This is a genomic window from Rhodococcus sp. HM1 (assembly GCF_023218075.1).
Taxonomy (GTDB): Bacteria; Actinomycetota; Actinomycetes; order Mycobacteriales; family Mycobacteriaceae; genus Rhodococcus.
The window spans coordinates 1-24259 of record NZ_JALPTB010000082.1; the positions used below are offsets into that span (position 1 = coordinate 1).

Sequence of the window (24259 nt, forward strand, 5' to 3'; positions counted from 1 at the left end):
ATGCCCGCGTTCCTTGCTGTCCTGGATGCCTGAGAACACCCAGCTCACAAGGGCGCGGGCCCTTTTTCAATCACCGACACGGCAATGGGGTCGATCGACACCCGCCCCTACCAAGTGCGAAGAGCCGCCATACCGAGATTCTCGCGCACCGGGCCGTCCGGTGCCCGGGGTTTCGTCAGGGCCGGCCGTACCCCCCTCCGCCCGGTGTTTCGACGACCAGGACGTCGCCCGGCCCGACGTCCACCGAATCGCACCCGGCCATCTCGGTCACCGAGCCGTCGGCGCGTTCGATCCGGTTCGCGCCGAGCGACCCCGGCTCGCCGCCGGCCATGCCGTAGGGCGGAACACGCCGGTGCCCGGACAGGGTGCTGACGGTCATCGGCTCGAGGAACCGGATCCGCCGGGTGCCGCCGTCACCGCCGTGCCGGCGACCGCGACCGCCGCTGCCCGCACGGATCGAGTACTCCTCGAGCAGCACCGGCAGCCGCCATTCGAAGACCTCCGGGTCGGTGAGCCGCGAGTTCGTCATGTGCGTCTGGACCACCGAAGTGCCGTCGAAGCCGTCGCCCGCGCCGGATCCCGAGCCGAGCGTCTCGTAGTACTGGTGCCGCGCGTTGCCGAAGGTGACGTTGTTCATCGTGCCGGCGCCCTCGGCCTGCACCCGCAGCGCCGCGTAGAGCGCGCCGGTCACGGCCTGTGAGGTCTCGACGTTCCCCGCGACCACCGCGGCCGGGTACTCGGGCGCGAGCATCGACCCCTCCGGGATGACGATGTGCAGCGGGCGCAGGCATCCGTCGTTGAGTGGGATGTCGTCCGCGACGAGTGTCCGGAACACGTACAGCACCGCGGCACGCGCCACCGCCGTCGGCGCGTTGAAGTTCGTCGGCAGCTGGGCGGAGGTTCCGGTGAAATCGATGGTCGCCGAACGTGATTCGCGGTCGACGGTGACGCGGACCTCGATCACCGCACCCGAATCCGTCTCGTACCGGTAGTGCCCGTCCTCGAGCCGGTCGACGACGCGGCGCACCTCCTCCTCGGCGTTGTCCTGCACGTGCCGCATGTAGGCCTGCACGACGTCGAGTCCGAAGTGCTCGATCATCCGGCCGACCTCGGTGACGCCACGCGCGTTCGCGGCGACCTGGGCGCGCAGATCCGCGAGGTTCGTGTCGGGATTGCGCGACGGATACGGCCCGGAGGTGAGGAGTTCCCGCGTCTCGTCGGTGCGGAAGTTGCCGTTCTCGACGAGCAGCCAGTTGTCGAACAGCACGCCCTCCTCACGGATGTCGCGGCTGCCCGCCGGCATCGAACCCGGTGTCAGGCCGCCGATCTCGGCGTGGTGCCCGCGCGATGCGACGTGGAACAGGATGGTGTCGCCGTCGGCATCGAACACCGGGGTGATGACCGTGACGTCCGGCAGGTGGGTGCCGCCGTGGTACGGATCGTTGACGGCGTACACATCGCCCGGCTTCATCGAACCCGCTCGGCGCCGCACGACCTCCTGGACGCTGGTGCCCATGGACCCGAGATGCACCGGGATGTGCGGGGCGTTCGCGATGAGATTGCCGCCCGGATCGAACAGCGCGCACGAGAAGTCCAGTCGCTCTTTGATGTTGACGGACTGAGCGGTGGATTCGAGGGTGGTGCCCATCTGTTCGGCGATCGACATGAACAGGTTGTTGAAGATTTCCAGCAGCACCGGGTCGGCCTCGGTGCCGACGTCCGCGCCGGCGAGAGCCTCGAGCCGTTCGAGTACCAGATGACCGTGATCGGACAGCGTTGCCCGCCAGCCGTTCTCGACGACGGTGGTGGACAGGTCCTCGGCGACGATCGCGGGGCCGGCGACCTCGGTGCCGGGTGTCAGATGCTCGCGCCGGTACAGCGGCACTTCGCGCCACTCACCGTCGACGAACATCCTCACCCGGGCGGGAGGCTGCTCGCCGCGGGCGTCGGCACTGCCGAGACCGGTCAGATCGGGACGGCGGGTCAACCCGGTGGCCTCGATCGCGACCGCGTCGACGATCAGCGGCCGGTCCATGAGGAACGAATACGTGCGCCGGTGTATCGCCTCGAACTCCGAGGTCATCGTCGCCGGGTCGCCCAGCGGTACCGGCACCGACGTGTCGGTCCCGTCGTACCGCAGATGCGCGGACCGGCTCACCACGATCCGGTCGTCGGGGATGTCCTCGTCCCGCAGCTCCGCACGGGCGTCGGCCTCCAGCTCGCCGGCGACAGCGTGCAGCCGGGGCATCGCCTCGTCGGACAGTTCGACGACGACGGACTGCTCGCGCATCGCGGCGGTGTCGGCCAGACCCATTCCGAGAGCGGAGAGCACACCGGCGAGCGGCGGCACCAGCACCGTGCGGATGCCGAGCACATCGGCGACCGCGCAGGCGTGCTGGCCGCCCGCCCCGCCGAAGGTGGTCAGCGCGTACTCGGTGACGTCGTGCCCCTTCTGCACCGAGATCTTCTTGACCGCGTTCGCCATGTTCGAGACCGCGATCTGCAGGAAGCCCTCGGCGACCTGCTCCGGGGAACGTTCGTCGCCGGTGGCGGTGCGGATCTCCGCGGCGAGGTCGGTGAATCGGGCACGCACCGTGTCGCTGTCGAGGGGCTGGTCGCCGCCCGGACCGAACACGTGCGGGAAGTGCTCGGGCTGGACGCGACCCAGCATCACGTTGGCGTCGGTGACCGTCAGCGGCCCGCCGTTCCGGTAGGACGCCGGACCGGGATCGGCACCCGCCGAATCGGGACCGACCCGGTAGCGGCTGCCGTCGAAGTGCAGAATCGACCCGCCGCCGGCGGCGACGGTGTGGATGTCCATCATCGGTGCGCGCAGCCGCACACCCGCGACGACGGTGTCGAACACCCGCTCGTACTCACCGGCATAGTGCGACACGTCGGTGGACGTGCCGCCCATATCGAAGCCGACGACCTTCCCGAACCCGGCGATCTCCGACATGCGGGTCATGCCCACGATGCCGCCGGCCGGCCCGGACAGGATGGCGTCCTTGCCGCGGAAGTGCTGCGCCTCGGTCAGGCCGCCGTTGGACTGCATGAACATCAGCCGCACCCCGGGCAGCTGCTCGGCGACACGGTCGACGTAGTTGCGCAGCACCGGGGACAGGTAGGCGTCGACGACAGCGGTGTCGCCGCGCGGCACCACCTTCATCAAGGGGCTGGCGACCGCGGACAGCGAGATCTGGCCGAAGCCGATCTTCTCGGCGAGTTCCCCGACCGCGCGTTCGTGCTCGGGATACAGGTGGCTGTGCATGCAGACGACCGCGACCGAGTCGATGCCGTCCGCGTGTGCGGCGCGCAATTCCGGTTCGAGCGTGTCGAGGTCGGGGGCCCGCAGCACGGTCCCGTCGGCGCGGACCCGTTCGTCCACCTCGATCACCCGCTCGTACAGCAGTTCGGGCAGCACGATGTTGCGGTCGAAGATGCGCGGCCGGTTCTGGTAGCCGATGCGCAGGGCGTCGCGGAAGCCGGCGGTGATCACCAGCGCCGTGCGCACACCCTTGCGTTCGAGCAGTGCGTTCGTCGCGACGGTGGTGCCCATGCGGACCTGCTCGACGAGATCGGCGCCGACGGGTGCGTCCTCGGGCACGCCGAGCAGCACGCGGATACCCGCCACGGCCGCATCACGGTAGCGGGACGGATTCTCCGACAGCAGTTTGTGGGTGACCAGCGTGCCGTCGGGTCGCCGGCCGACGACGTCGGTGAAGGTGCCCCCACGGTCGATCCAGAATTCCCACCGCCCGGTCCCGGGGTTCTGCTTGTCTGCCGTGTCCTCCGTCGCCATGAAAGGAGCGTATCGACTCCGATCAGGCGGGCCCGACCTCAGTGTGCGGCGACCGCTCGGCCCGCGCCCCGCCGCTGCCGGGCCGACCCGACGAACCGGCACACCAGGTAGATGACGAAGGCGATCGCGGTGATGAAGCTCGAGACGGGCACGCCCGGTGCGAGCGCCAGCAGGATGCCGCCGACCGCGGCGAGTTCCGCGAACACCACCGCCAGGGCCGTTGCGGCGAGCGGGCTGCTCGCGATCCGCGCGGCCGCCGCCGCGGGCGTGATGAGCAGGGCCATCACCAGCAGCGCGCCGACGATCTGCACCCCGAGCGCGGCGGTGATGCCGACCAGCACCGCGAACACGATCGACAGAGCCCGGACCGGGACACCGCGCGCGGCGGCGACCTCGGGGTCGGTGCTCGCGAACAGCAACGGCCGGTAGATGAAGAGCAGCGTGCCGACGACGACCACGGCGCAGACGGCCAGCACCGCGATCCCGGTGCCGCCGGGCGCGACGATCTGGCCGGTGAGCAGGGAGAACGCGGCGCCGGTGCGGCCGTCGTAGGCCCACAGCAGCAGCACGGCCAGGCCCAGCCCGAAGGCCATGACCACGCCGATCACCGAGTCGCGTTCGCGGGCGCGGGTGCCGAGGATGCCGAACAGGATCGCCGCGACGACGGCGCCGAAGACCGCGCCGATCCCGACCGAGACGCCGATGAGCAGCGCCGCGGCGGCGCCCGTCAGCGACAGTTCGGACGTGCCGTGCACCGAGAACGCCATCTGCCGGCTCACGATCAGCGGGCCGATGATGCCCGCGAGCAGACCGAGGATCGCACCGGCGAGCAGCGCCTGCTGCACGAAGTCGTACTGCAGCAACTCGACGGTGTCCTGCCAGTCGAACATGCGGCTCATCGCGTCGGAGAACTTGCTGCTCATCAGTGATCCTCGTGATGGTCGTGATGGACGCCCTCGCCGGGGCGCAGGCCGCCGGCGCTGCCCAGCGCATCGATGGCGTCGCCGGTGCCGACGACGACGAGGCGACCGCGCATCTCGAGGACTTCCACGTCGGTGCGGTACAGCTCCGACAGCACCTCGGAGGTCATGACCTCGGCGGGGGTGCCGATGCGGAACTGGCCGTCGACCAGGTAGAGGACGCGATCGACGAGCGGCAGGATCGGGTTGATCTCGTGGGTGACGAACAGCACCGCGGTGTCGTGGTCGCGGCGACGCCGGTCGATGAGGGCCGACACCAGGTGCTGGTTGGCCAGATCGAGGCTGAGCAGCGGTTCGTCGCACAGCAGGACACGCGGGTCGCCGACGAGTGCCTGCGCGATGCGCAGCCGCTGCTGCTCTCCGCCGGACAGCGAACCGATCGGGGCGTTCGCGTAGGACTCGGCCCCGACCTGGGCGATCGCGGCGTCCACCGCGGTGCGCCGCGTCTTCCAGAAACGCACCCCCGTACCCCACCGGTGCCCGTCGACACCGAGGCCGACGAGGTCGCGGCCGCGGAGCGGCACACCTTCGTCGAGCGACTTCTGCTGCGGCACGTACCCGACGTGCGAGTTCCCGGTCCTCGCCGGGGTACCGGCGATGGTGGCGGTGCCCGCGCTGAGTGGAAGCTGGCCGAGCAGGACCTTGAGCAGCGACGACTTCCCGGCACCGTTGGGTCCGAGTACCGCGACGAACTCGCCGGGTTGGACGGTCAGATCGAGGTTCTCCCACAGCGTGCGTTCGCCGAACGCCAGCCGCGCGTTACTCAGTTTTACGGCGGGTTCTACGGAGGGGGAACGGTCGGGGTTGTGTGTGCTCACCGGATTCCGTGTTTCTCGAGCGGGCGGATCAGGCCGGGGTGCCGAGTGCGGCGGCCAGCTTCTCGACGGTGCCGGTCTGCCACTGGACGTAGTCGACGCCCTCGGGCAGCGTCTCGAACACCTCCACGACCGGGATGCCGGCCTGTTCCGCGGCCTTGCGCATCTCGAGGCTGACCTTGTCCTCGGTCTGCGGGTTGTAGATCAGAGCCCGGACCTGCTTGTCCAGCAGCAGCTGGCGGGTGGCGGCGATGGACGCGGGGGAGGGATCGGTGCCGTTCTCGACGGCGTTGGTGAAGTCGGTCGGGGTGAGATCGTTCAGCGTCGCCGCGAGGACCAGGTAGTGCGCGATCGGTTCGGTCTGCGCGATCGGTGCCTGCGTGTGCTCGGCCGCGACGGCCGCGATGCCGTCGGAGACCTCGTGCAACCGGGTGTGGAACGCCTCGGCGTTGGCGCGATAGACGTCCGCCCCTTCGGGATCGAGTTCCGCGAGGCGGTCGGCGACGGAGTGGGCGACGGCGTCGGCGGTCGCGAGGTCGTACCAGACGTGCTCGTTCACGCCGCCGTGGTCGTGGCCCTCGTGGCCGTCCTCGCTGTGGCTCTCGGTGGCGTGGCTGTCCTCTCGGTGGCCCTCGGCTTCGTGGCCTTCGTCTTCGTGGCCCTCGTCGTGCGCTTCGTCGTCACCGGTCGCCGCGGTGTTCCCACCGGTTGTCTCCGCTCCGTGCGCGTGCCCGTCGTGCAGGTCGCTGTTCTCGCCGGACTCGAACAGGGCGAAGGCGTCGACGGTCGCCGCACCGGTGTTCGTGGCCTCGAGGACGTCGTCGACGAACTGGTCGTAGCCGCCGCCGTTGTAGACGACGAGCGACGCGTCGCTGATCGCCGCCGCGTCGGTCGGGCTGGCCTCGTAGGAATGGGGGTCTGCGGACGGCTCCGTGATCAGGGACCGGACCTCGATGCGGTCGCCCGCGACGGCCTGTGCGACCGAACCCCACACGTTCGTCGATGCGACGACCTTGATCTCGTTCGAATCCGTGTCGCCGGTCGAGCCGCACGCGGTCAGGCTCAGTGCGGTGGCGCAGGCGAGGGCTGCGGCGGCGGTGGCGGCACGCGTGCGGGGGGACAGTCGCACTGATCCTTCTCCTGGATTCGACGTCGGGCGTGTCCGCGGGAGGCAACCCTAACGTTATTGGAAACCGTTACCGTTCTACTTTAGCGGACCGGATCGGGACTTTTGACCGGACCCGGGTGGCCGTGACGGGCAACACACAGCTACGGTCCGTGCATGCCCAGGTCCCGTCAGCCTCGTCGCCAGGCCACTCTGGCCTCGATCGCGGCCGAGCTGAAGATCTCGCGGACCACGGTTTCCAACGCGTACAACCGGCCCGATCAGCTGTCCGCGGAACTGCGCGAACGCGTCCTCGAGGTCGCCAAGCGGCGCGGATATCCCGGGCCCGACCCGATGGCGCGGTCGCTGCGCACCCGCAAGGCCGGGACCGTCGGTGTCCTGCTCACCGAAGCGCTGAGCTACTCGTTCCGCGACCCCGCCGCCATGACCTTTCTGTCCGGACTGTCCGAGGCCTGCGAGGCCGCCGGACAGGGTCTGCTTCTCGTCCCGGCCGGCCCGGGCCGCGACGACGAAGAGGCCGCCCAGGTCGTGCACCGATCCTCCGTCGACGGTTTCGTCGTCTACTCGGTACCCGACGGCGACCCCTACCTGGCGGCCGTCCTCGAACGGCACCTCCCGATCGTGGTGTGCGATCAGCCGCGCGGCATCGCCACCGCACCGCTCGTCGGCATCGACGACCGCGGTTCCATGCGACGCCTCGCCGAGTACCTCATCGGATTGGGACACCAGCGGATCGGCATCGTCTCCATGCGTCTCGGTCGCGACCGCCACGACGGTGTCGCCGACGCCTCGCGTTTCGCCACCGAGAGCTTCCACGTGCAGCACGAACGGATCCGCGGGGTGCAGGAGGCGATGACCGCCGCCGGACTCGATCCCGCCGAACTCACCGTCGTCGAGCGGTACGCCCACACCGCCGACGACGGTGCAGCGGGTGCCGCACAAGCGATGACGGCCGATCCGCGGATCACCGCGCTCATGTGCACCACCGACGTTCTCGCGCTGGGTGCGCTCGCGTGGGCGCACAACTCCGGGCTCGATGTGCCCGGGCACCTGTCGATCACCGGCTTCGACGGCATCGACGAGGCGCTGCGCGAGGGGCTGACCACCATGCGTCAGCCGCAGAAGGAGAAGGGCCGCCGCACCGGCGAACTCCTGCTCGCGGCCCCGTCGCACTCCGGGATCGGTCAGGTCGAGACGCTCGAGACCGAACTGCTCCCCGGACGCACCGCAGGTCCGGCCGAAAGTCTTTGGTGCGCCGAATAGTTCGCGCGTAGGCGGCAGCCGCGCGGCAGGAAGACGCCAGCGCGCGGCATCCCGCGCGCGGCTGTCTTTCCCGTCGGCGACCGCGTGCTACCCGACTGTTGCAGGCCGCTGCGCAAATCGGTAGCACTCCGCCGCGCAGATTGAGGTAGCGGACTACTCGTGTGGTGGTCGGCCGCTCGCCCTACCGTCGAATCGTGGCCGCACCTCGCGACCGCGGCGAGCCGTACGCGGCAGTCGCCGGACTCGAACATGCAAGAAACCGAGGGTGTTTCGTATGTCTACTTCCCTGGAATTCCTCCACTACCACGTCGCCGAGGACCCGGCGGTGTCCCCGGATGAGAACGCACGGTCGCCGGAGTCGTTCCCGGCCGGGGCCGTCGCGCCGGAATTCGACGCTCCCGCACCGATCTTCACCAGCAACGAGGCGGCAGCCCGGTTCTACGTGGATCAGCTGCTCCGGAGCGACGACCGCCCGTCCCTCGAATCACTGGTGGAACCCGAACGGCCCGAACGGGTACCGGGTCTGGTGTTCGACGGTGAGCAGGACCTGCGGGCGGCCGGAACCCGGCAGGTGCGCTTCCACCAGACGTCACGGAACATCCCGGTCTTCGGGTCCGGGGCCGTCGTCGAAATGACCGAATCACGCGAACTCGTGAGTGTGAACGCGCGGCTCGACGAGGTCACCGGTGTCGACCCGATCGAGTCTCTCGATCGAGCGGAGGCGCTCGCGAGGCTCGCTCGGTACACCGGCAATGATCTGCCTCCCGACGTCGGGGTGGGCGCGACCCTCACCTTCTACAAGGACGAGGACTCGGGGTCGTGGCACCTGGCATGGTTGTTCACCGAGGTCCCGGCCGAGCCTGCCACCACCGGCGACGAAGCCGTCGGCGACGCGGACGAGGTGCGCGGGATGGGACCTCGCCCGGTCCCGCCGTCCTTCGACTACCTCGTCGATGCCCACGACGGAGAGATCCTGTTCTGCTACAGCGCGGTGGCGACCGCGCTTCCGACCCCGGCCCGGTGCGTCGGAGTCGACGAGAACGACGACCACCAGACGTTCCTCGGCCAGCTCGTGGATCCGGGCGGTACCACCTGCCGGCTCTCCGATCCGCTGCGTGCGGTCCACACCTACGACCTGCGGTTCGCGGATCTCGACAGCGACCCACCGGTGCCGCGCAATCCCGTCGAGGCCCCCACGAGCGACTTCGGCACGACCAACCGGGCCGCCGTCTCCGCGCACCTCAACGCCTCCCGGGTTCAGGACTTCTACAAGGTCGTCCTGCAGCGCGACGGCATCGACGACAAGGGCATGGATCTGATCTCGCTGGTCAACGCCACCGCAGCAAGCATGGAACCCCCGCCGACGCTGCTGAACGCCTTCTGGTGGAAGCGCCGGATGTGGTACGGGCAGATCTCCCGGAACGGCCGGCTCGTGAGCTTGTCGCGGTACCTCGACGTCATCGGCCACGAACTCACCCACGGGGCGATCGAGTCGACCTCGAACCTCGTGTACGCAACCCAGTCCGGGGCTCTCAACGAGTCGTACGCGGATGTCGCGGGAGTCGTCATCGGCAATTGGTACACCGCGCCGGACCGCCACGACGTGGGCACGTGGGACTGGAAGATCGGTGCCGGGCTCCGCCCGGACGGCCGACCGCTCCGCGACTTCGAAGACCCCACCCGAACCGGACATCCCGCGCACATGAACAACTTCCGTGCGTTGCGTCCCGGTGAGTTGCCGAGCAACCGCAACGATCAGGGCTGGGTCCACTTCAACAGCAGCATCCACAACAAGGCGGTGCACAACCTGCTCACGATGACCAAGAACGGGGCACGCGTGTTCACGGTCGAGGACGTCGCGGTCCTGACCTACCTGGCGATGGCCCGGCTGACACCGCGAGCGACGTTCACCGACGCGCTGCAGGCAACCGTCGACGTCGGCCTGACCTACTTCGGTGGCGACCCGGACCGGAAGGGGAAGGTCGACTCGATCCGGGAGGCGTACCGCCTCGTCGGCATCACGTGAACTGCCGACCGACCGCCGGCGAAAACGACACCCGCTCACGTCCAGGACGTGAGCGGGTGTCGTTTTCGGTGTGCCGATCAAACCGGCGGTCACATACCGGGAACCACCAGCGTGGTGACCGTGACGACCGGGCCGATCACGATCATCGCGAAGCCCCAGGCGAGCATCATTCTGGTCAGCTTGGAACGCTGGCTCGGTTCGGCGTTCGCGATGCAGGTCGCGCCGGGCGACGAGAACGGCGTGCTGTCGACCAGGTTCGAGGAGATGGCGATCGCCATGATCAACCCGAATCCCGGAAGCCCGCCGATCGCGATCACCGGAATCGCCAACGGGATGAGCGCGCCGAGAATGCCGGTGGTCGATGCGAATGCGGAGACGAACGCGGCGACCAGGCACAGGGCGAACGCGGCCAGAAGCGGGGACCCGACCGATTCGGCGGCGTGCCCGAGAAGTTCGACGGTCCCCATTCGTTGCATGACGCCGACGTAGGTGAGGATGCCGCCGACGAGAAGGATCGTGGACCAGTCGACGCCCTTGATCGCCTCGCGGGTCCGGCCGGGGTAGAGCACCGAGATCACCAGGGCGAGCGCCAGCGCGAGCACCCCCACATCCGAATCGATGTCCAGGAACATGAAGGCGATGACGAGACCCATCAGCGTTGCCACCGCGGTCAGGCAGACGAGCTGGTAACGCGACAGGCTGAGGACGGCAGGGGCTTCGTCTTCGACGGCGACCGCGGTGGCGGTCGGTGCGGGCGCCGCGCCGGCGGCGGAGAGCGAACCTCCACCGGGACGGAGGGGTTCCGGGTGCGCGTCCGACGGACCCGCCGACGTCCCGCCGGACGCGTCGGGTTCCGCCGCCGGCCGGGTGCGCCGGGCGAGGACGGCGAAGGCGAGGACGAAGAGCACCAGGTTGATCGCGAACGCGACGGCGAACAGCAGCCACGGATGGGGCTCGATGCCGTTGTCCAGGGAGACCCCGGTGGTGATGATGCCGAACAGCGACGTCGGCGCGAACCCGCCTGCACCGCCACCGAGCACGATCGTCAAGGCCATCAGCAGCGGGTGCAGCCGATGCTTGCCGGCGAAGATCATCGCGATGGGAGCCAGCGCCAGGGAGGTCAGCGAGGAGCCCATGGATCCGAGGAGCGCGGCGAGGAGGAAGAACACCCACGGGATCGCGTAGGCACGACCGCCGACGAGCGCCAGCGTCTTCTGCACGATCCAGTCGATCGCACCGGATTCCCGGACGATCGAGAACAGGTAGGTGATGCCCAGCAGCAGCACAAGGATGCTGACCGGGAATCCGGACATGATGTCCTTGATCGATTGCCCGTCGAGGAGTGTTCCCACCCCGAATGCGGCAACGAGGGCGAGGACGCCGATGTGTATCGACTTCCAGGTTCCGATGGTGATGATGGCTGCCAGCACCACCAGAGAGAAAATCTGTGTACCCATATCTGTCCTTGGAGTTTCGGAGGAGTCGGGTCGACTCAGCGCGCCGCGAGACCGGCGCGCAGGGGGAACGTCACGTTGTCGTCGGCGCGCTGGATCGACTCGATCTCTCGTGCGGCATCCTCGAGTTCGTCAGCGAGCGTCAGTAGTTCGGAGCCGGTGAGGGATCTGTCGATCTGGCCGACCCGCAGCGCCGAACGGAGGCTGCCGTCCTCGTGATAAACGGGAACCACCACGGATCCGACGGTGTAGATCGTCCTGGGATTGATCGGCTCGGGGGAGTAGTACTCGGTGGATTCTGCTACCGCAGAAAGGATTCGGCGTTCTTCAGCCGGGGTGTAGTTGCCGGTCGTGAAGTTGCGGAAGGCCTGATGCAGTGCCAGGTCGCTGTAGTTGCCGGTGGTGAGGGAAGCCGACCAGCCCTGCTGCCGGACCATGTCGAGCCGGGCCCGCAGGCCGCGTGCAGCGCCTTCGCTGCGGTCCGTGCGCCGGTCGATCCAGGCCTCGGCGAACGCGGGGTCGTTGAACGCGGCGAACACATCGCCGACCGGCGGTACCAGCGGCATCCGCAGGCCGAGACGCCGCGTGTTCGCGACACCGGGTCCGGTTGCGGACCCGACGACGGCCATCGCTGCATCACCGATCGTGATGACGGTCGAGCATTCGGCGTCGAGTGCGGTCGCGAGGCGTTCGAGCACGGGCCGGGCCAGTTCGGCGTCGCGCACCCCGAATCTGAGGTCGTGATCGGGGAGCGACACAAGGGATTTCGGGGCGAAACGCCCATATCCCCCTTGGAAGTACAGAAGCGGAGGTGCGCATCGGGCCACCTCGAGCGACTCGACGCGGCCGAGCACGATCCAGTGGTCGCCGGCCTCGATCTCCTGGTCGAGGCTGCACTCGATCCAGGCGACCCCGCCGTCGAGGATCGGCAAGCCGAGCGGAGACGGCGACCACGGCCAGTCCGCGAACCGTTCCTCGGCCGGGGTGCGCATGAACTTGCCGCACCGGTCCTGCTGGTCGGCAGCCAGAATGTTGATGCAAAAGCGTTCGGCCGAGCGCATTTTCGACCAGGTGTGTGAGGTCTTCATCGGCATGAACGAGACCAGAGGAGGATCCAGTGAGACCGAATTGAACGTTCCCACGATCATCCCGAGAGGAGTCCCGTCCTCCGACAGGCCGGTCACGAGCGAGACGCCTGTCGGGTGGTTGCCGAGCACCTCTCGAAAGCCATCAGCGTCGAACATTTCGAGCCCTTCGTCACCCGCCGTCTTCGTTCGGTCGGCGGTCTGCTGCGCAACATTAGAAAGCCGAATGTGACCGCGACCACCCTTGTGTTTCAAAGGCTGGCACAATCGAGCCGATTGATCCATGCGTCTTTCCGGGCCGTGCGCCGTGACCTATATTCAGATCCCGCTGAACGTCGCCGGGGGGGTCGTTTCGTCGACAGGAAGGACGGACGATGTCCCAGAATCCCAAGTTTCGGTGGAACACCGGACCCGCCGAAGTGACCGACCCGGGCCGGCCCGGTGCCGATCCGCGGGAGTCTCCGCTGGACATGATGGAGATGACGTCGGTGGAGAAGGCGCTCAGTGTCCTCGATTCCTTCCGCGGCCGTATCGAGTCCCTCGGTGTCACCGAGGTCGCCGAAGCGAACGGACTGCCCAAGTCGACGGCCTACCGCTTGCTGTCCCACATGGTCGCCAGCGGCCTGCTCGAACGCGACGGTCGCAAGTACCGGCCCAGCTGGCAGATCTTCGAGCTCGCGCAGAGTTCGATTCTCGGCCGGGTGGACGGGCCGGTCAGCCTGGCGCGCCCGTTGATGACCGAGTTGTACGTGGAAACCCGTGGGGTCGTCCATTTCGGGGTACGGCGCGGCAACGAGGTGATGGTCGTGGAGAAGATCTTCGGGCCCGATTCGGTGGCGCTTCCCACGCGCGTCGGTGCACGGTTGCCGCTCACCACCACTGCGCTCGGCAAGGCGTTGCTGGCGGAGCAGATCCACATCGAGGGGCGTGATGCGATTCCTGCTCCGCCCCTGCTGCGATTGACGCGGAACTCGCTGACCTCACCGCAGCTCCTGGTCGACCAGCTCGCCCGCACCCGGGCGCTGGGATACACGGTCGATCGGGAAGAGACTGTCCTGGGCGTCAGTTGTGTCGGTGCAGTCGTCATGCGGGGCCGGCGGCCCATCGGGGCGTTGTCCGTCTCGGTCCGGAGCGTCGGCTTCGACGAGGCGAAACTCTCCAAGAGGGTCGTCCGGTACGCACGGATGCTGTCGAACCTGCTCGTCTCGTCCGAGGAGGAGCGCGACGACGAGCCCCGGGACCGCACCTCGTAGCCGCTCGGCGCCGCAACCGGCCGCGGCACCCGGGGAAATACGAATACGGCCGCTGCGAAGCGGCGGGTCGGATCTGCGACCCGCCGCATCGCAGCGGCGTCGTGTGACGGACGGTCCCGGTCGGGGACCGTCCGGATTCGGGCGTGCCGGGTCAGGCGGCCAGGAACCCTGCCACGGATCGGTTGAACTCCTCGGCGTGCTCGAGCTGAGCCCAGTGCCCGCACCGGTTGAGCAGCAACAGCCGGGAGTCCGGGATGAGGGTGCACAGTTTCAGGCCGTTCTCGAAGTGCACCACACGGTCGTCGCGGCCGTGGATGATCAACGCCGGCACCGAGATCGACGCCAATTCCGCGTCGGTCGCGCGGTGCGGGCGGTCCTTGCCGATCCCGGTGATGAAGTTCTCCAGGTGGTGTGGAACGGATTTCGCGTTACGGGAGCGTTCCTCGGCGAGCGCGTCGCTCGCGAACGCGGGGTCGTAGGTCATGACGTCGACCAGCGCGCGCATCGATTCCGGTGACGGATCGCGGTAGGCCTGCTGCAGGACCTTCAGACCTTCGGTCGGTCCGTCGGCCGGCCCGAACAGCTTCGAGCCGCCCGCGCCCGCGCCCATGGTCACGATGTGGGTGACGCGCTCGGGTGCGGTGGCCGCGACCTTCAGGCACGTCGCGCCTCCCATCGAGTTGCCGATGAACGCGGCGGACTCGATCTGCAGCGCATCGAGGAATTCGACGGCCGTCCGGTGATGGCACCGCTCGGCGGGCGTGACCGCCGCGGAACGACCCCATCCGGGCATGTCCACCGCGAGGCACCGGAACTGGGATCCGAGCGCCTTCATGTTCGCCGAGAAGTTGCTCCACCCGGTCGCGCCGGGACCCGAACCGTGGAGGAACACGACCGGCCGGCCTTCCCCGTACTCGTGGTAGTGCACTTGCCCACTGGGGGTGTCGACAACCTTGCTGGTCGCCTCCTCGGTGAACGGGGTCATTGATCTCTCCTCGATCGTCGGTCAGCGAAATGCTGTTTGCCGGGAGCGTGCCGCAGTGTTGCGCCGGACACCACCGAAAGGTTCCGAGAGTTGGAACGAACACCTACCGGAACCGAAGTTTCAGGCTTTGGAACACAGCTCTGGTCTGTCTCGGTGACGCAGCACACGATGGTGTCCGTCCCGGCCACCAGGTCACCGACGGTCCACAACCGTTGGTCTTCGTCCATCCGGCCGGGGACTGTCACGCCGAAGCGCGGCCGAACACCGCGTCGGCGCCATGACCGAGGAAGGACATTCCGTGACCCCGACCGTGAAGGCACTGGGCTATCTCGTCGTCGAGACGACGCGGTTCGACGAATGGAGGAGATTCGGAACTGCGTTGTGCGGCATGCAGATCGCAGAGGAGACCGATGACGTTCTCCGCTTCCGCGTCGACGGCAAGATCTACCGCGTCGAGGTTCGTCGCGCCGATCGCGACGGCGTCGGCGTGATCGGGTGGGAGGTCGGCGGTCCCGCCGAACTCGAAGCTCTGCGCGCAAAGCTGGATGCGGCCGGATACGCGACGACGCCGGGTTCCCCCGAGGACGCACGCAATCGCGGTGTCATCGAACTGTTCTCGTTCGCCGATCCCGACGGCCTCGCGTCGATCGAGATCTACTACGGGCTCACCGAGTCCCTCGAGCGCTTCGCGTCACCGACCGGAGTGTCCTTCGTTGCAGGCGAACACGGACTCGGGCACGTTCTCCAGGTCGTCACCGACCGGCAGGTGTACTGGAATCTGTACGTCGACGTGCTCGGTATGAAGTTCACCGACCTGGTCAACTCGCCGAAGCGGCAGGCGGAACTTCTTTTCCTGCACTGCAATCAGCGGCACCACTCGTACGCTTTCGCCGAGATCGACGATGTGGAACCGGGAATCGGGCACATGATGCTCGAAGTGTCCGACCTCGATGCGGTCGGACGCGCCTACGACAAGGTCCTCGACGGCGAGGCACCCTTGATCACGACCTTCGGCAAGCACACGAACGACGAGATGCTCTCGTTCTACGTGCGCACCCCTTCGGGATTCGGTCTGGAATTCGGCACCGGCGGAATCCTCGTCGACGACACCTGGCGTCCGGCCCGGTACGAAGACGCCCACTACTGGGGACATCGGCGGGCGGATCCCGTCGCCTCCCTGCTCCCCGCCGCCGATGTCGACTAGAGTACGAAACGAGAGGTAGCTGATGTTCGAGGTCAAAGCCCGCGTGCTGGAACTGTCCGACTACTGGCGCGACCACGCCGCCGAAATCGAAGCAGCCGGACAGATCACCGACGAGAGCGCGGCCCAGCTGCGCGAGATCGGCGCTATGCGCATGCTCCAGCCCAAGCGCTACGGCGGCTACGAGTGCCACCCCAGAGACTTCTTCGAGACCCTGCTCGAGCTCGGCAGTCGATGCTCGTCCACGGGCTGGGTCGCCGGCGTCGTCGGTGTGCACGCCCACGAGCTCGCGCAGACCGACCCGCAGCTGCAGGAAGAGGTGTGGGGCGAGAACGAGGACACCTGGGTCGCATCTCCCTACGCGCCGATGGGTCGCGCCAAGCCCGTCGACGGTGGGTACATCTTCAACGGACGCTGGTCCTTCTCCTCGGGCACCGATCAGTGCCAGTGGGTGATGATCGGGGGCCTGATCCTGAACGAGGACGGGCAGCCGGACGGAACCGGCACGCATCACTTCTGCCTTCCCCGTGGTGACTACGAGATCGTCGCCGACTCCTGGGAGGTCATGGGCCTGCGCGGCACCGGCTCGAAGGATCTGATCGTCCGCGACGCATTCGTGCCTGCCCACCGGGTCATCAACCAGGAGGAGATCGTCGCGGGTACCGCTGCCCGGGCGATGGGCCTGGACAACCCGCTCTACTCGATCCCCCGCCAGACGATGTTCTCGGGCGCGATCACGGCGGGCACCCTCGCCATCTGCCAGGGCGTCCTGCGCGAGTACATCGAGCACAGCCGCGCCCGGGTGTCGCGACTGTCGGGAAGTGCCAGCCAGGACCCGAACAGCCTCGCCATCCTCGGTGAGGCGGCGGCCGACATCCAGGCGTCCATCCAGCACTTCCTCTGGGACATCGATCGCGTCTACGACATGGCCGCGGCGGGCGAGACGATCACCAAGGATCTCCGGATCGAGGTCCGGCGGAACCAGGTCAACGCGAGTGCCCGCGCCGTGCAGGCGGCGGACCGCCTGTTCGTCAACACCGGCGGCGCCGCCCTGCACACCTCGCACCCGATCCAGCGGATGTGGCGCGATGCCCACGCTGCGATGAACCACATGATGAACACCACCGCTCCGGTGTACGTCCAGTACGGACTCAACCTGTTCGGCCACGAACTTCCGCCCACCGCGCGGTACTGACCCGAACTACGGCGGGGCGTGCTCGCCACCCCCGTGCATCCCGAAATCATCTCCAACCCAGCGCATTCCGTTGACGTGCGCCGGTGCCGATATTCACGAATCTTCATTTTCGACGAGAGGTAGACCGATGACTGCAAGCCGTGTGATCGTCGTGGGAGCCGGCAACGCTGCCCTCTGCGCAGCGCTGGCCGCCCGCGAACGGGGCTCGGAAGTCCTGGTGCTCGAGCGGGCCGACCAGGACCGCCGCGGTGGCAACACCGCCTTCACCGCCGGCGCGATGCGCGTCGCGTACGACGGCGTGGACGACCTGCGCCGCCTGATGCCGGACCTGACCGACGAAGAGGTCGCCAACACGGACTTCGGTTCGTACACGGCCGAGGACTTCCTCGACGACCTCGCGCGGGTGACCGAGTACCGCACCGACCCCGACCTCGCCGGGATCCTCGTCGAGCAGAGCTACCCGACGCTGTCCTGGATGAAGGACAAGGGTGTGCGCTTCATGCCGATCTACGGCCGGCAGGCGTTCAAGGTCGACGGCAAGTTCAAGTTCTGGGGCGGCCTGACCGTCGAGGTGAACGGGGGTGGTCCCGGCCTCGTCGACTACCTGTCCAAGGCCGCCGAGCGCGACGGGATCAAGATCGAGTACGGCGCCCGCGTGGTCTCCCTGATCCACGGCGACGAGGGTGTCACCGGTGTGAAGGTCACCCAGAACGGCCAGACCCGCGAGGAGCACGCCGACGCGGTCATCCTCGCCAGCGGCGGCTTCCAGGCGAACACCGAGTGGCGCACCCGCTACCTCGGCCCGTCCTGGGACCTCGCGAAGGTGCGCGGCACCATGTTCAACACAGGCGACGGCCACCGGATGGCCCTCGGCATCGGTGCCAGCCCGACCGGCAACTGGTCCGGCTGCCACGCCGTCGGCTGGGAGCGCAACGCGCCCGAATTCGGTGATCTCGCCGTCGGCGACGGCTTCCAGAAGCACAGCTACCCGTTCGGCATCCTGGTCAACGCCGAGGGCAAGCGATTCGTCGACGAGGGCGCGGACTTCCGCAACTACACCTACGCGAAGTACGGCCGCCGCATCCTGGAGCAGCCGAACCAGTTCGCGTGGCAGATCTTCGACCAGAAGACCACGAACCTGCTGCGCGACGAGTACAAGATCCGTCAGGTCACGAAGGTCACCGCCCCGACGCTCGAAGCGCTCGCCGAGAAGCTCGAAGGCGTCGACCCCGCCGGCTTCCTCGCCGAGGTCGCGGCCTACAACGCCGCAGTCGATACCTCCGTGGAGTTCAACCCCAACATCAAGGACGGCCGGTCCACCCGCGGGCTCGCGGTGAACAAGACCAACTGGGCGAACACCCTCGACGAGGGACCGTTCGAGGCTTACCAGGTCACCTGTGGCATCACGTTCACCTTCGGTGGTCTGCGGATCAACACCGACGCCCAGGTCCTCGACACCGACATGAACCCGATCCCCGGGCTGTACGCGGCGGGTGAGCTCGTCGGTGGCATCTTCTACTTCAACTACCCCGGCGGCTCCGGGCTGACGAACGGTGCGGTGTTCGGCCGGATCGCCGGATACCACGCCGCGGACAACGCGCTGGCGAGCTGATTCGGAACCTCGCCGACGAAAACGACACCCGCTCACGTCCAGGACGTGAGCGGGTGTCGTTTCGGTAGGCGCCTTAGGTGGAGTGTCCCGACAGAAGCTGGGCGCAGCGCAGGAGCCCGATGTGGCTGTACGCCTGCGGATGGTTGCCCAGGGCCCGTTCGGCGACCGGGTCGTACTCCTCGCTGAGCAGACCGGTCGGTCCGGCCGCTGCCACGAGCTGTGCGAACAGGGCCTCCGCCTGAGGGCGGGCGCCGACGAGCAGATAGGCCTCGACGAGCCACGCGGCGCACAGGTGGAAACCACCCTCGGTGCCGGGCAGTCCGTCCTCGTGCCGGTACCGGTACACCGTCGAGCCGCTGCGCAGTTCGGCCTCGGTCGCGACCACCGTCGCGTGGAACCTCTCGTCGCTCGGATCGACCAGGCCGGTCAGACCGACGAACAGCGTCGCGGCGTCGAGGTCGGTGCCGTCGTAGGCCGCGGTGTAGGAGCGGACGTCCTCGTTCCAGCCCTTCTCCCGCACCTCGTCGGCGATCTCGTCCCGCAGTTCCGTCCACCCTTCACCGGCGGTGCGGCCGAACTTCGCGGCCAGCGTCAGGGCCCGGTCGACGGTGAGCCAGCCCATCACCTTCGAGTACACGTGGTGCCGCGGGTTGTCGCGGATCTCCCAGATGCCGTGATCGGGTTCGAACCACCGCCGCTGCACGGCGGTGACCATGGCGCACACCAGGTCCCAATCGCGGTCGGTCAGCGCTTCGGCGTGCGGGATGCCGCGTTCCTCGCGTCGGTGCGCGAGAGCCGAGATCAGGTCGACGATCGGCCCGAACACGTCGAGCTGCACCTGCTGGTTGGCGGCGTTGCCGACCCGCACCGGCCGGGATCCGGCGTAGCCGGGCAGATTGTCGAGCACCGCCTCGGGCGGAAGCGGGCCGCCGGCAAGCGAATACAGCGGATGCAGGCGTTCCGGCCCGGGAATCGTCTCGAGCACGCGGTGCACCCAGTCCAGGTAGGCCTCGGCCTCGCCGAGCGAACCGACGCTGACCAGGGCGTGGGCGGTGAGCGCGGCGTCGCGGAGCCAGCAGTAGCGGTAGTCCCAGTTGCGGACGCCGCCGATCTCCTCGGGCAGCGAGGTCGTCACCGCGGCCAGGATAGAGCCGGTCGGCTCGTGGACCAGGCCGCGCAGCGTGAGTGCCGACCGCTTGATGAGGTCCGGTTTGACCGGCGGCAGGTCGAGTTCCGCGGCCCACTGCCACCAGTACGCCTCGGCCTGCGCGCGCCGCTCCACTTCCGGAACCGGGTGAGGTCCCATATCTTCTGTGCCACAACGGAACTCGAGAATGATGTCGTTCTCCGACGGATCGACCACCGCATGCGCGGTCTGCTGTGTTCCGTCGGTGGTGATGTCCCACCGCACGCCGGGGGAGCGCAGCACGTACGGCTCGTTGAGGCCGAACACCCGCAGGCCGTCGTCGACGGCCTCGAGGATGACCTGCCCCTGTCCGAACTCGGGGCGCGGGGCGAACGTGACGACCGCCTTCGCGGTGCCGGTGATGACGCGCGTCAGATCGGTACGGCCGGGTTCGACGTCGTGCGGCAGATAGTCGATGACCGCCAGGCTCGCCCACCGGGTCACCACGGTCATCGTGGAGTCGACGTACCGCTGGCTCAGCGGCAGGGCCTCGCGGAGCGGGCCGATCGTGAAGTGACCGGCGGCCTCCCCGCCGAGCAGATGCGCGAACACCGCGGCCGAATCCGGTTCCGGATGGCACAGCCACGAGATGGTGCCGTCGGGAGTGATCAGGGCCTTGGTCCGGGGACTCGCGAGCATGGTGAGACGCTCGATGCGCGGGGCGTCCGCACCGGACAGCCACGTGCGGCGCTGGTCGAGCAGGAACGCCATGGCCGCGGCGACGTCCTCGGTGCTCGAAACCCGGAACTCGGCGCTGGTCTCGCCCTCGCCGACCTTGATTCCGACATCCGGCCCGTGCAGCGACCGGAACGCCTTCTCGTCGGTGACGTCGTCGCCGAAGAACACCGCCGCGGTCGCCGATTCCTGATGCCGGATGATGTCGAGCGCGCGACCCTTGTCGGTGGGCACCACGGACAGCTCGATCACGGACTTGCCCTCGGTGACCTGCACGCCGGGCAGGCGCGCCAGGTCGGCGCGGACGGTGGCCAGCGCGAGCTCGGCGTCGCGTTCGCTCGCATTGCGCACGTGCAGGGCCGCGCTCGCCGGTTTGATCTCCACGTGCACGCCGTCGTAGAGCCGGGCGACGTTGTCGAGTCCGGAGATGATGCCGCGCAGCAACTCCTTGGCGTCGGTGTCGATGGCGTGCACGAATCCGATGTCGAACTCGGAGCCGTGGCTACCGACCAGCTGGACCTCGGCGGGAAGACGCGACAGCGCTGCCAGGTCCTTGAGGGCGCGGCCGGAGATGACGGCGGCCGACGTCGACGGCAGCCCCGCGAGCGCGCGCAGGGCGCGGACCGATTCGGCGTGAGGGAACGCTTTGTCGGGATCGGCGACGATGGGCGCGACCGTTCCGTCGTAGTCCGACGCCACGAGCAGTCGGGGGGATCGCGCGACCGTGACGAGTGCGCGACGCAGGTCGATCGGGAGGTCTTGGGCGCTCATTCTTCCCACGGTAGGGGAATAGGTCCCGCCCGTCGCTCCGGATGCACGGTTCGGGGCGTGTTCCCGATTACAGGGCCCGTTCCGGGCGCGCCTAGGAGCCGGCCACGGGCACCTGGGAGGGCCGGCGGGAGCCGTCGCCGAGCAGCAGTTCGACGGTGAGCTCGAGTCTGCGGGCGACGTCGGTCGCCGACGAGCGGCGGGTCAGCCACGCCACGAGATTCGACAGCCACACGTCGCTGATGACGCGCGCGACGGCCAGCTCTTCCTCGGTCGGCTCGCCTTCGTTCATCGCGCGGGCGAACAGCCGGTCCATGAGCTGGCCGACCCGGTCGACCTCGGCGGCGGCCGAGGCGTCGGCGAACATGAACGCGCGCGTCATTGCTTCGGTGAGGAGCGGGTCGCGCTGCATGGCGCGGGTGATGAGGCTCAGGATCAGGTTCATGCGTTCGAGCGGGGTGTGGCCCGGCGGGATCTTGCCCTTGCTGTCGATGCGTGCGAATTCCCGGCCGAGCGCGGACACCAGCAGGTGCACCTTGGACGGGAAGTACCGGTAGAGGGTGCCGACCGCGACGTCGGCGCGCTCGGCGACCGCGCGCATCTGGACGGCCTCGTATCCCCCCTTGGAGGCGAGCGCCAGGGTCGCGTCGAGTATCCGCTTGCGGCGTTCTTTCTGGGCGTTGGAACTGAGGTCGTCCTCGGTGAGGGCGGACAGTGTTCCACTTCCGGTCGAACGCGAGCTGGGCGGTATCGTCATGGACTTTTTCCTCACACCTTGACTCTGAACCGGTGTCATATTAGAACACGTTCTAGACGTTGATGTCATTTTCGAAAGGCGGAGATCCGCTGTGAGTATCGCCACCACCGAGGAGCAGCGGGCTGTCCAGGCCTCCGTGCGTGCTTGGGCGCGCTCCGCGTCTCCGATAGACAAGTTACGCCACCAGCCAGCGGAAATGTGGCAGCAGGGTTGGGGTTCGCTCGCCGAATTGGGCCTGTTCGGGGTGGCCGTTCCCGAATGCGCGGGCGGGCTCGGCGCCACCACGGTGGATCTGGCCGTGATGCTCGAGCAGGCCGCGAACGAATTGGCACCGGGACCGGTTCTCACGACCGCGCTCGCCGCGCTCGTGTTCGGTTCCGGAGGCGACTCCGCCGCCAAGACGGCCGCCCTGCTGAGCGAGGGCACGGTGCCCGTGGCCGCCGCGCTCGATCTCGCGGTCGACGCGACCGACGCCACCGACGGCCTGACCCTCGGCGGCGACGCCGGACCCGCGATCGCCGCGGAACCCGGGGTGGCGGTCCTTGTCCGCCTCGCCGGTGCCGGCGACGAGGAGCGCTGGGCGCTCGTCGACGCCGACAGCCCCGGCCTGCATCTCGAACCCCTCGACACCCTCGACAAGTCCCGTGCGCTGGCGAGAGTGCGGCTCGACTCGGTCGCGGTCACCGCCGACCGTGTCGTGACCGTACGTTCCGGTCTGGTCCGGGACCTGGCCGCGACACTCGCCGCCGCCGAACTCGCCGGCATCGCCGGCTGGGCGCTGACCACCGCGGTCGAGTACGCGAAGATCCGCGAACAGTTCGGGCAGCCGATCGGTGCGTTCCAGGCGGTCAAGCACCTGTGCGCCGAGATGTTGTGCCGCACCGAGAAGATCCGTGCCACCGCATGGGACGCGGCCTCCGCCGCCGACGCCGCGCCGGACGAACTGCCCATCGCCGCGGCCGTCGCGGCCGCCGTCTCGCTCGACGCCGCGGTGCAGACCGCCAAGGACGCCATCCAGGTGCTCGGCGGCATCGGGTTCACGTGGGAGCACGACGCCCATCTGTATCTGCGTCGCGCCGTGGCCACCCGCCAGCTGCTCGGTGGGTCCACGTGGTGGCGTGCGCGGGTCACCGCGCTGACCCGCGCGGGCGTCCGCCGTCACCTCGGCATCGACCTGTCGGAGTTCGACGACGAGCGCGCCCGCATCCGCGCCGAGATCGCCGAGTTCGCCGGTCTTCCGGAACCGGAGCGGCGCAACGCATTTGCCGAATCCGGTTACCTCGCACCGCACTGGCCCGCCCCGTACGGCCGGGGCGCCCGCGCCGCCGAGCAGATTCTCATCGACGAGGAGCTCGCCGCGGCCGGCGTGGAGCGGCCCGATCTGGTGATCGGCTGGTGGGCGGTGCCCACGATCCTCGAGCACGGAACCCCCGAGCAGATCGAGCGATTCGCGATGCCGACGCTGCGCGGCGACATCGTCTGGTGCCAGCTCTTCTCCGAGCCCGGCGCCGGTTCCGATCTCGCGGCGCTGCGCACGACCGCGGAGAAGGTCGACGGCGGCTGGAAGCTGCAGGGGCAGAAGGTGTGGACGTCGCTCGCCCAGGTCGCGGACTGGGCGATCTGCCTGGCCCGCACCGACCGCGACGCACCGAAACACAAGGGCATCACCTACTTCCTGGTGGACATGAAGTCCGCGGGCATCACCGTCTCGCCGCTGCGCGAGATCACCGGCGACGCACTGTTCAACGAGGTCTTCCTCGACGGCGTGTTCGTTCCCGACGACTGCGTGGTCGGTGCCCTCGGCGGCGGCTGGAAACTGGCGCGCACCACCCTCGCGAACGAGCGGGTCGCGATGGGCAGCAAGTCGTCGCTCGGCAAGGCCATCGAGGATCTGATCGAGCTGTCCAGCCCCGGTGACCCGGTCGCCGAGGATCGCATCGCCACCCAGATTTGCGAGGCGATGGCGGGTTCACTGCTCGACCTGCGCACGACCCTCGCGCAGCTCGGCGGTCAGGATCCGGGTCCGGCGTCGAGCGTGCGCAAGCTCATCGGTGTGCGGCAGCGGCAGGACCTGTC

The 24259-nt window shown here is 68.5% G+C and carries 16 protein-coding genes; 7 read left to right on the forward strand and 9 right to left on the reverse strand.

The genetic code is table 11. The annotated features are described in order from the left end of the window. Positions 1–175 precede the first annotated feature (175 nt). Genes M1M07_RS28005 through M1M07_RS28020 form a run of 4 tightly spaced genes read right to left on the reverse strand, consistent with a single transcriptional unit; the run spans position 176 to position 6726 of the window. Positions 176–3802 carry a hydantoinase B/oxoprolinase family protein gene (locus M1M07_RS28005; protein ID WP_248676257.1) on the reverse strand — a complete coding sequence of 1209 codons (3627 nt, stop codon included), beginning with the start codon at positions 3800–3802 and terminating at the stop codon, positions 176–178. A gap of 38 nt (positions 3803–3840) precedes the next feature. Beyond that, positions 3841–4725, reverse strand: coding sequence for a metal ABC transporter permease (locus M1M07_RS28010; protein ID WP_248676258.1), 885 nt, complete (start codon positions 4723–4725; stop codon positions 3841–3843). Then, positions 4725–5600, reverse strand: coding sequence for an ABC transporter ATP-binding protein (locus tag M1M07_RS28015; RefSeq protein ID WP_248676259.1), 876 nt, complete (start codon positions 5598–5600; stop codon positions 4725–4727). The genes M1M07_RS28010 and M1M07_RS28015 overlap by 1 nt, the downstream gene beginning before the upstream one ends. Before the next feature lie 28 nt (positions 5601–5628). Further along, positions 5629–6726 carry a metal ABC transporter solute-binding protein, Zn/Mn family gene (locus M1M07_RS28020; protein ID WP_248676260.1) on the reverse strand — a complete coding sequence of 366 codons (1098 nt, stop codon included), beginning with the start codon at positions 6724–6726 and terminating at the stop codon, positions 5629–5631. 153 nt (positions 6727–6879) lie between these two features. On the opposite strand from M1M07_RS28020, the gene M1M07_RS28025 reads away from it, so the two are divergent. Continuing rightward, positions 6880–7986, forward strand: a complete 1107-nt coding sequence (locus tag M1M07_RS28025) for a LacI family DNA-binding transcriptional regulator (RefSeq protein ID WP_197250934.1) — start codon at positions 6880–6882, stop codon at positions 7984–7986. 274 nt (positions 7987–8260) lie between these two features. Then, a complete protein-coding gene (locus tag M1M07_RS28030; RefSeq protein ID WP_248676261.1) occupies positions 8261–10012 on the forward strand; it encodes a M4 family metallopeptidase in 1752 nt (583 codons plus the stop codon). 89 nt (positions 10013–10101) lie between these two features. On the opposite strand, the gene M1M07_RS28035 is transcribed toward M1M07_RS28030, so the two are convergent. Next, positions 10102–11469 (reverse strand): SLC13 family permease, encoded by a 1368-nt coding sequence (locus M1M07_RS28035; protein WP_248676262.1) that lies wholly within the window; start codon positions 11467–11469, stop codon positions 10102–10104. 35 nt (positions 11470–11504) lie between these two features. Beyond that, entirely contained in the window at positions 11505–12710 is a 1206-nt protein-coding gene (locus M1M07_RS28040; protein WP_248676263.1) for a flavin reductase, read from the reverse strand. A 215-nt stretch (positions 12711–12925) separates the two neighbouring features. On the opposite strand from M1M07_RS28040, the gene M1M07_RS28045 reads away from it, so the two are divergent. Further along, a complete protein-coding gene (locus M1M07_RS28045) occupies positions 12926–13804 on the forward strand; it encodes an IclR family transcriptional regulator (protein ID WP_197251704.1) in 879 nt (292 codons plus the stop codon). A gap of 151 nt (positions 13805–13955) precedes the next feature. Here the strand turns inward: M1M07_RS28045 and M1M07_RS28050 are convergent, their stop codons facing one another. Next, positions 13956–14789, reverse strand: coding sequence for an alpha/beta fold hydrolase (locus M1M07_RS28050; RefSeq protein WP_197251705.1), 834 nt, complete (start codon positions 14787–14789; stop codon positions 13956–13958). A gap of 298 nt (positions 14790–15087) precedes the next feature. On the opposite strand from M1M07_RS28050, the gene M1M07_RS28055 reads away from it, so the two are divergent. The 3 genes from M1M07_RS28055 to tcuA all read left to right on the forward strand — a co-directional run bounded on the left by M1M07_RS28055 (position 15088) and on the right by tcuA (position 18797). Further along, on the forward strand, positions 15088–15993 hold the full coding sequence (locus M1M07_RS28055) for a VOC family protein (protein WP_248676264.1): 906 nt from the start codon (positions 15088–15090) through the stop codon (positions 15991–15993). Between the two features lie 22 nt (positions 15994–16015). After that, a complete protein-coding gene (locus tag M1M07_RS28060; RefSeq protein ID WP_248676265.1) occupies positions 16016–17185 on the forward strand; it encodes a hydroxylase in 1170 nt (389 codons plus the stop codon). Between the two features lie 127 nt (positions 17186–17312). After that, on the forward strand, positions 17313–18797 hold the full coding sequence (gene tcuA / locus M1M07_RS28065) for an FAD-dependent tricarballylate dehydrogenase TcuA (RefSeq protein WP_248676266.1): 1485 nt from the start codon (positions 17313–17315) through the stop codon (positions 18795–18797). 73 nt (positions 18798–18870) lie between these two features. Here tcuA and otsB read toward each other — a convergent pair whose 3' ends face one another. Together otsB and kstR are read right to left on the reverse strand one after the other, a co-directional pair. Continuing rightward, a complete protein-coding gene (gene otsB / locus M1M07_RS28070; protein WP_248676267.1) occupies positions 18871–21429 on the reverse strand; it encodes a trehalose-phosphatase in 2559 nt (852 codons plus the stop codon). A gap of 91 nt (positions 21430–21520) precedes the next feature. Beyond that, on the reverse strand, positions 21521–22183 hold the full coding sequence (gene kstR, locus M1M07_RS28075) for a cholesterol catabolism transcriptional regulator KstR (protein WP_248676268.1): 663 nt from the start codon (positions 22181–22183) through the stop codon (positions 21521–21523). 91 nt (positions 22184–22274) lie between these two features. On the opposite strand from kstR, the gene M1M07_RS28080 reads away from it, so the two are divergent. Continuing rightward, positions 22275–24259 (forward strand): acyl-CoA dehydrogenase (locus tag M1M07_RS28080; RefSeq protein ID WP_248676269.1); only part of this gene is annotated, 1985 nt, incomplete at its 3' end.

Excerpts from the sequence above, each read along its gene's own strand:
- M1M07_RS28005 (WP_248676257.1), bottom strand. The coding sequence starts at position 3,802 with ATGGCGACGGAGGACACGGCAGACAAGCAGAACCCCGGGACCGGGCGG.
- M1M07_RS28010 (WP_248676258.1), bottom strand. The coding sequence starts at position 4,725 with ATGAGCAGCAAGTTCTCCGACGCGATGAGCCGCATGTTCGACTGGCAG.
- M1M07_RS28025 (WP_197250934.1), top strand. The coding sequence starts at position 6,880 with ATGCCCAGGTCCCGTCAGCCTCGTCGCCAGGCCACTCTGGCCTCGATC.
- M1M07_RS28030 (WP_248676261.1), top strand. The coding sequence starts at position 8,261 with ATGTCTACTTCCCTGGAATTCCTCCACTACCACGTCGCCGAGGACCCG.
- M1M07_RS28035 (WP_248676262.1), bottom strand. The coding sequence starts at position 11,469 with ATGGGTACACAGATTTTCTCTCTGGTGGTGCTGGCAGCCATCATCACC.
- M1M07_RS28040 (WP_248676263.1), bottom strand. The coding sequence starts at position 12,710 with ATGTTCGACGCTGATGGCTTTCGAGAGGTGCTCGGCAACCACCCGACA.
- M1M07_RS28045 (WP_197251704.1), top strand. The coding sequence starts at position 12,926 with ATGTCCCAGAATCCCAAGTTTCGGTGGAACACCGGACCCGCCGAAGTG.
- M1M07_RS28050 (WP_197251705.1), bottom strand. The coding sequence starts at position 14,789 with ATGACCCCGTTCACCGAGGAGGCGACCAGCAAGGTTGTCGACACCCCC.
- M1M07_RS28060 (WP_248676265.1), top strand. The coding sequence starts at position 16,016 with ATGTTCGAGGTCAAAGCCCGCGTGCTGGAACTGTCCGACTACTGGCGC.
- tcuA (WP_248676266.1), top strand. The coding sequence starts at position 17,313 with ATGACTGCAAGCCGTGTGATCGTCGTGGGAGCCGGCAACGCTGCCCTC.
- otsB (WP_248676267.1), bottom strand. The coding sequence starts at position 21,429 with ATGAGCGCCCAAGACCTCCCGATCGACCTGCGTCGCGCACTCGTCACG.
- kstR (WP_248676268.1), bottom strand. The coding sequence starts at position 22,183 with ATGACGATACCGCCCAGCTCGCGTTCGACCGGAAGTGGAACACTGTCC.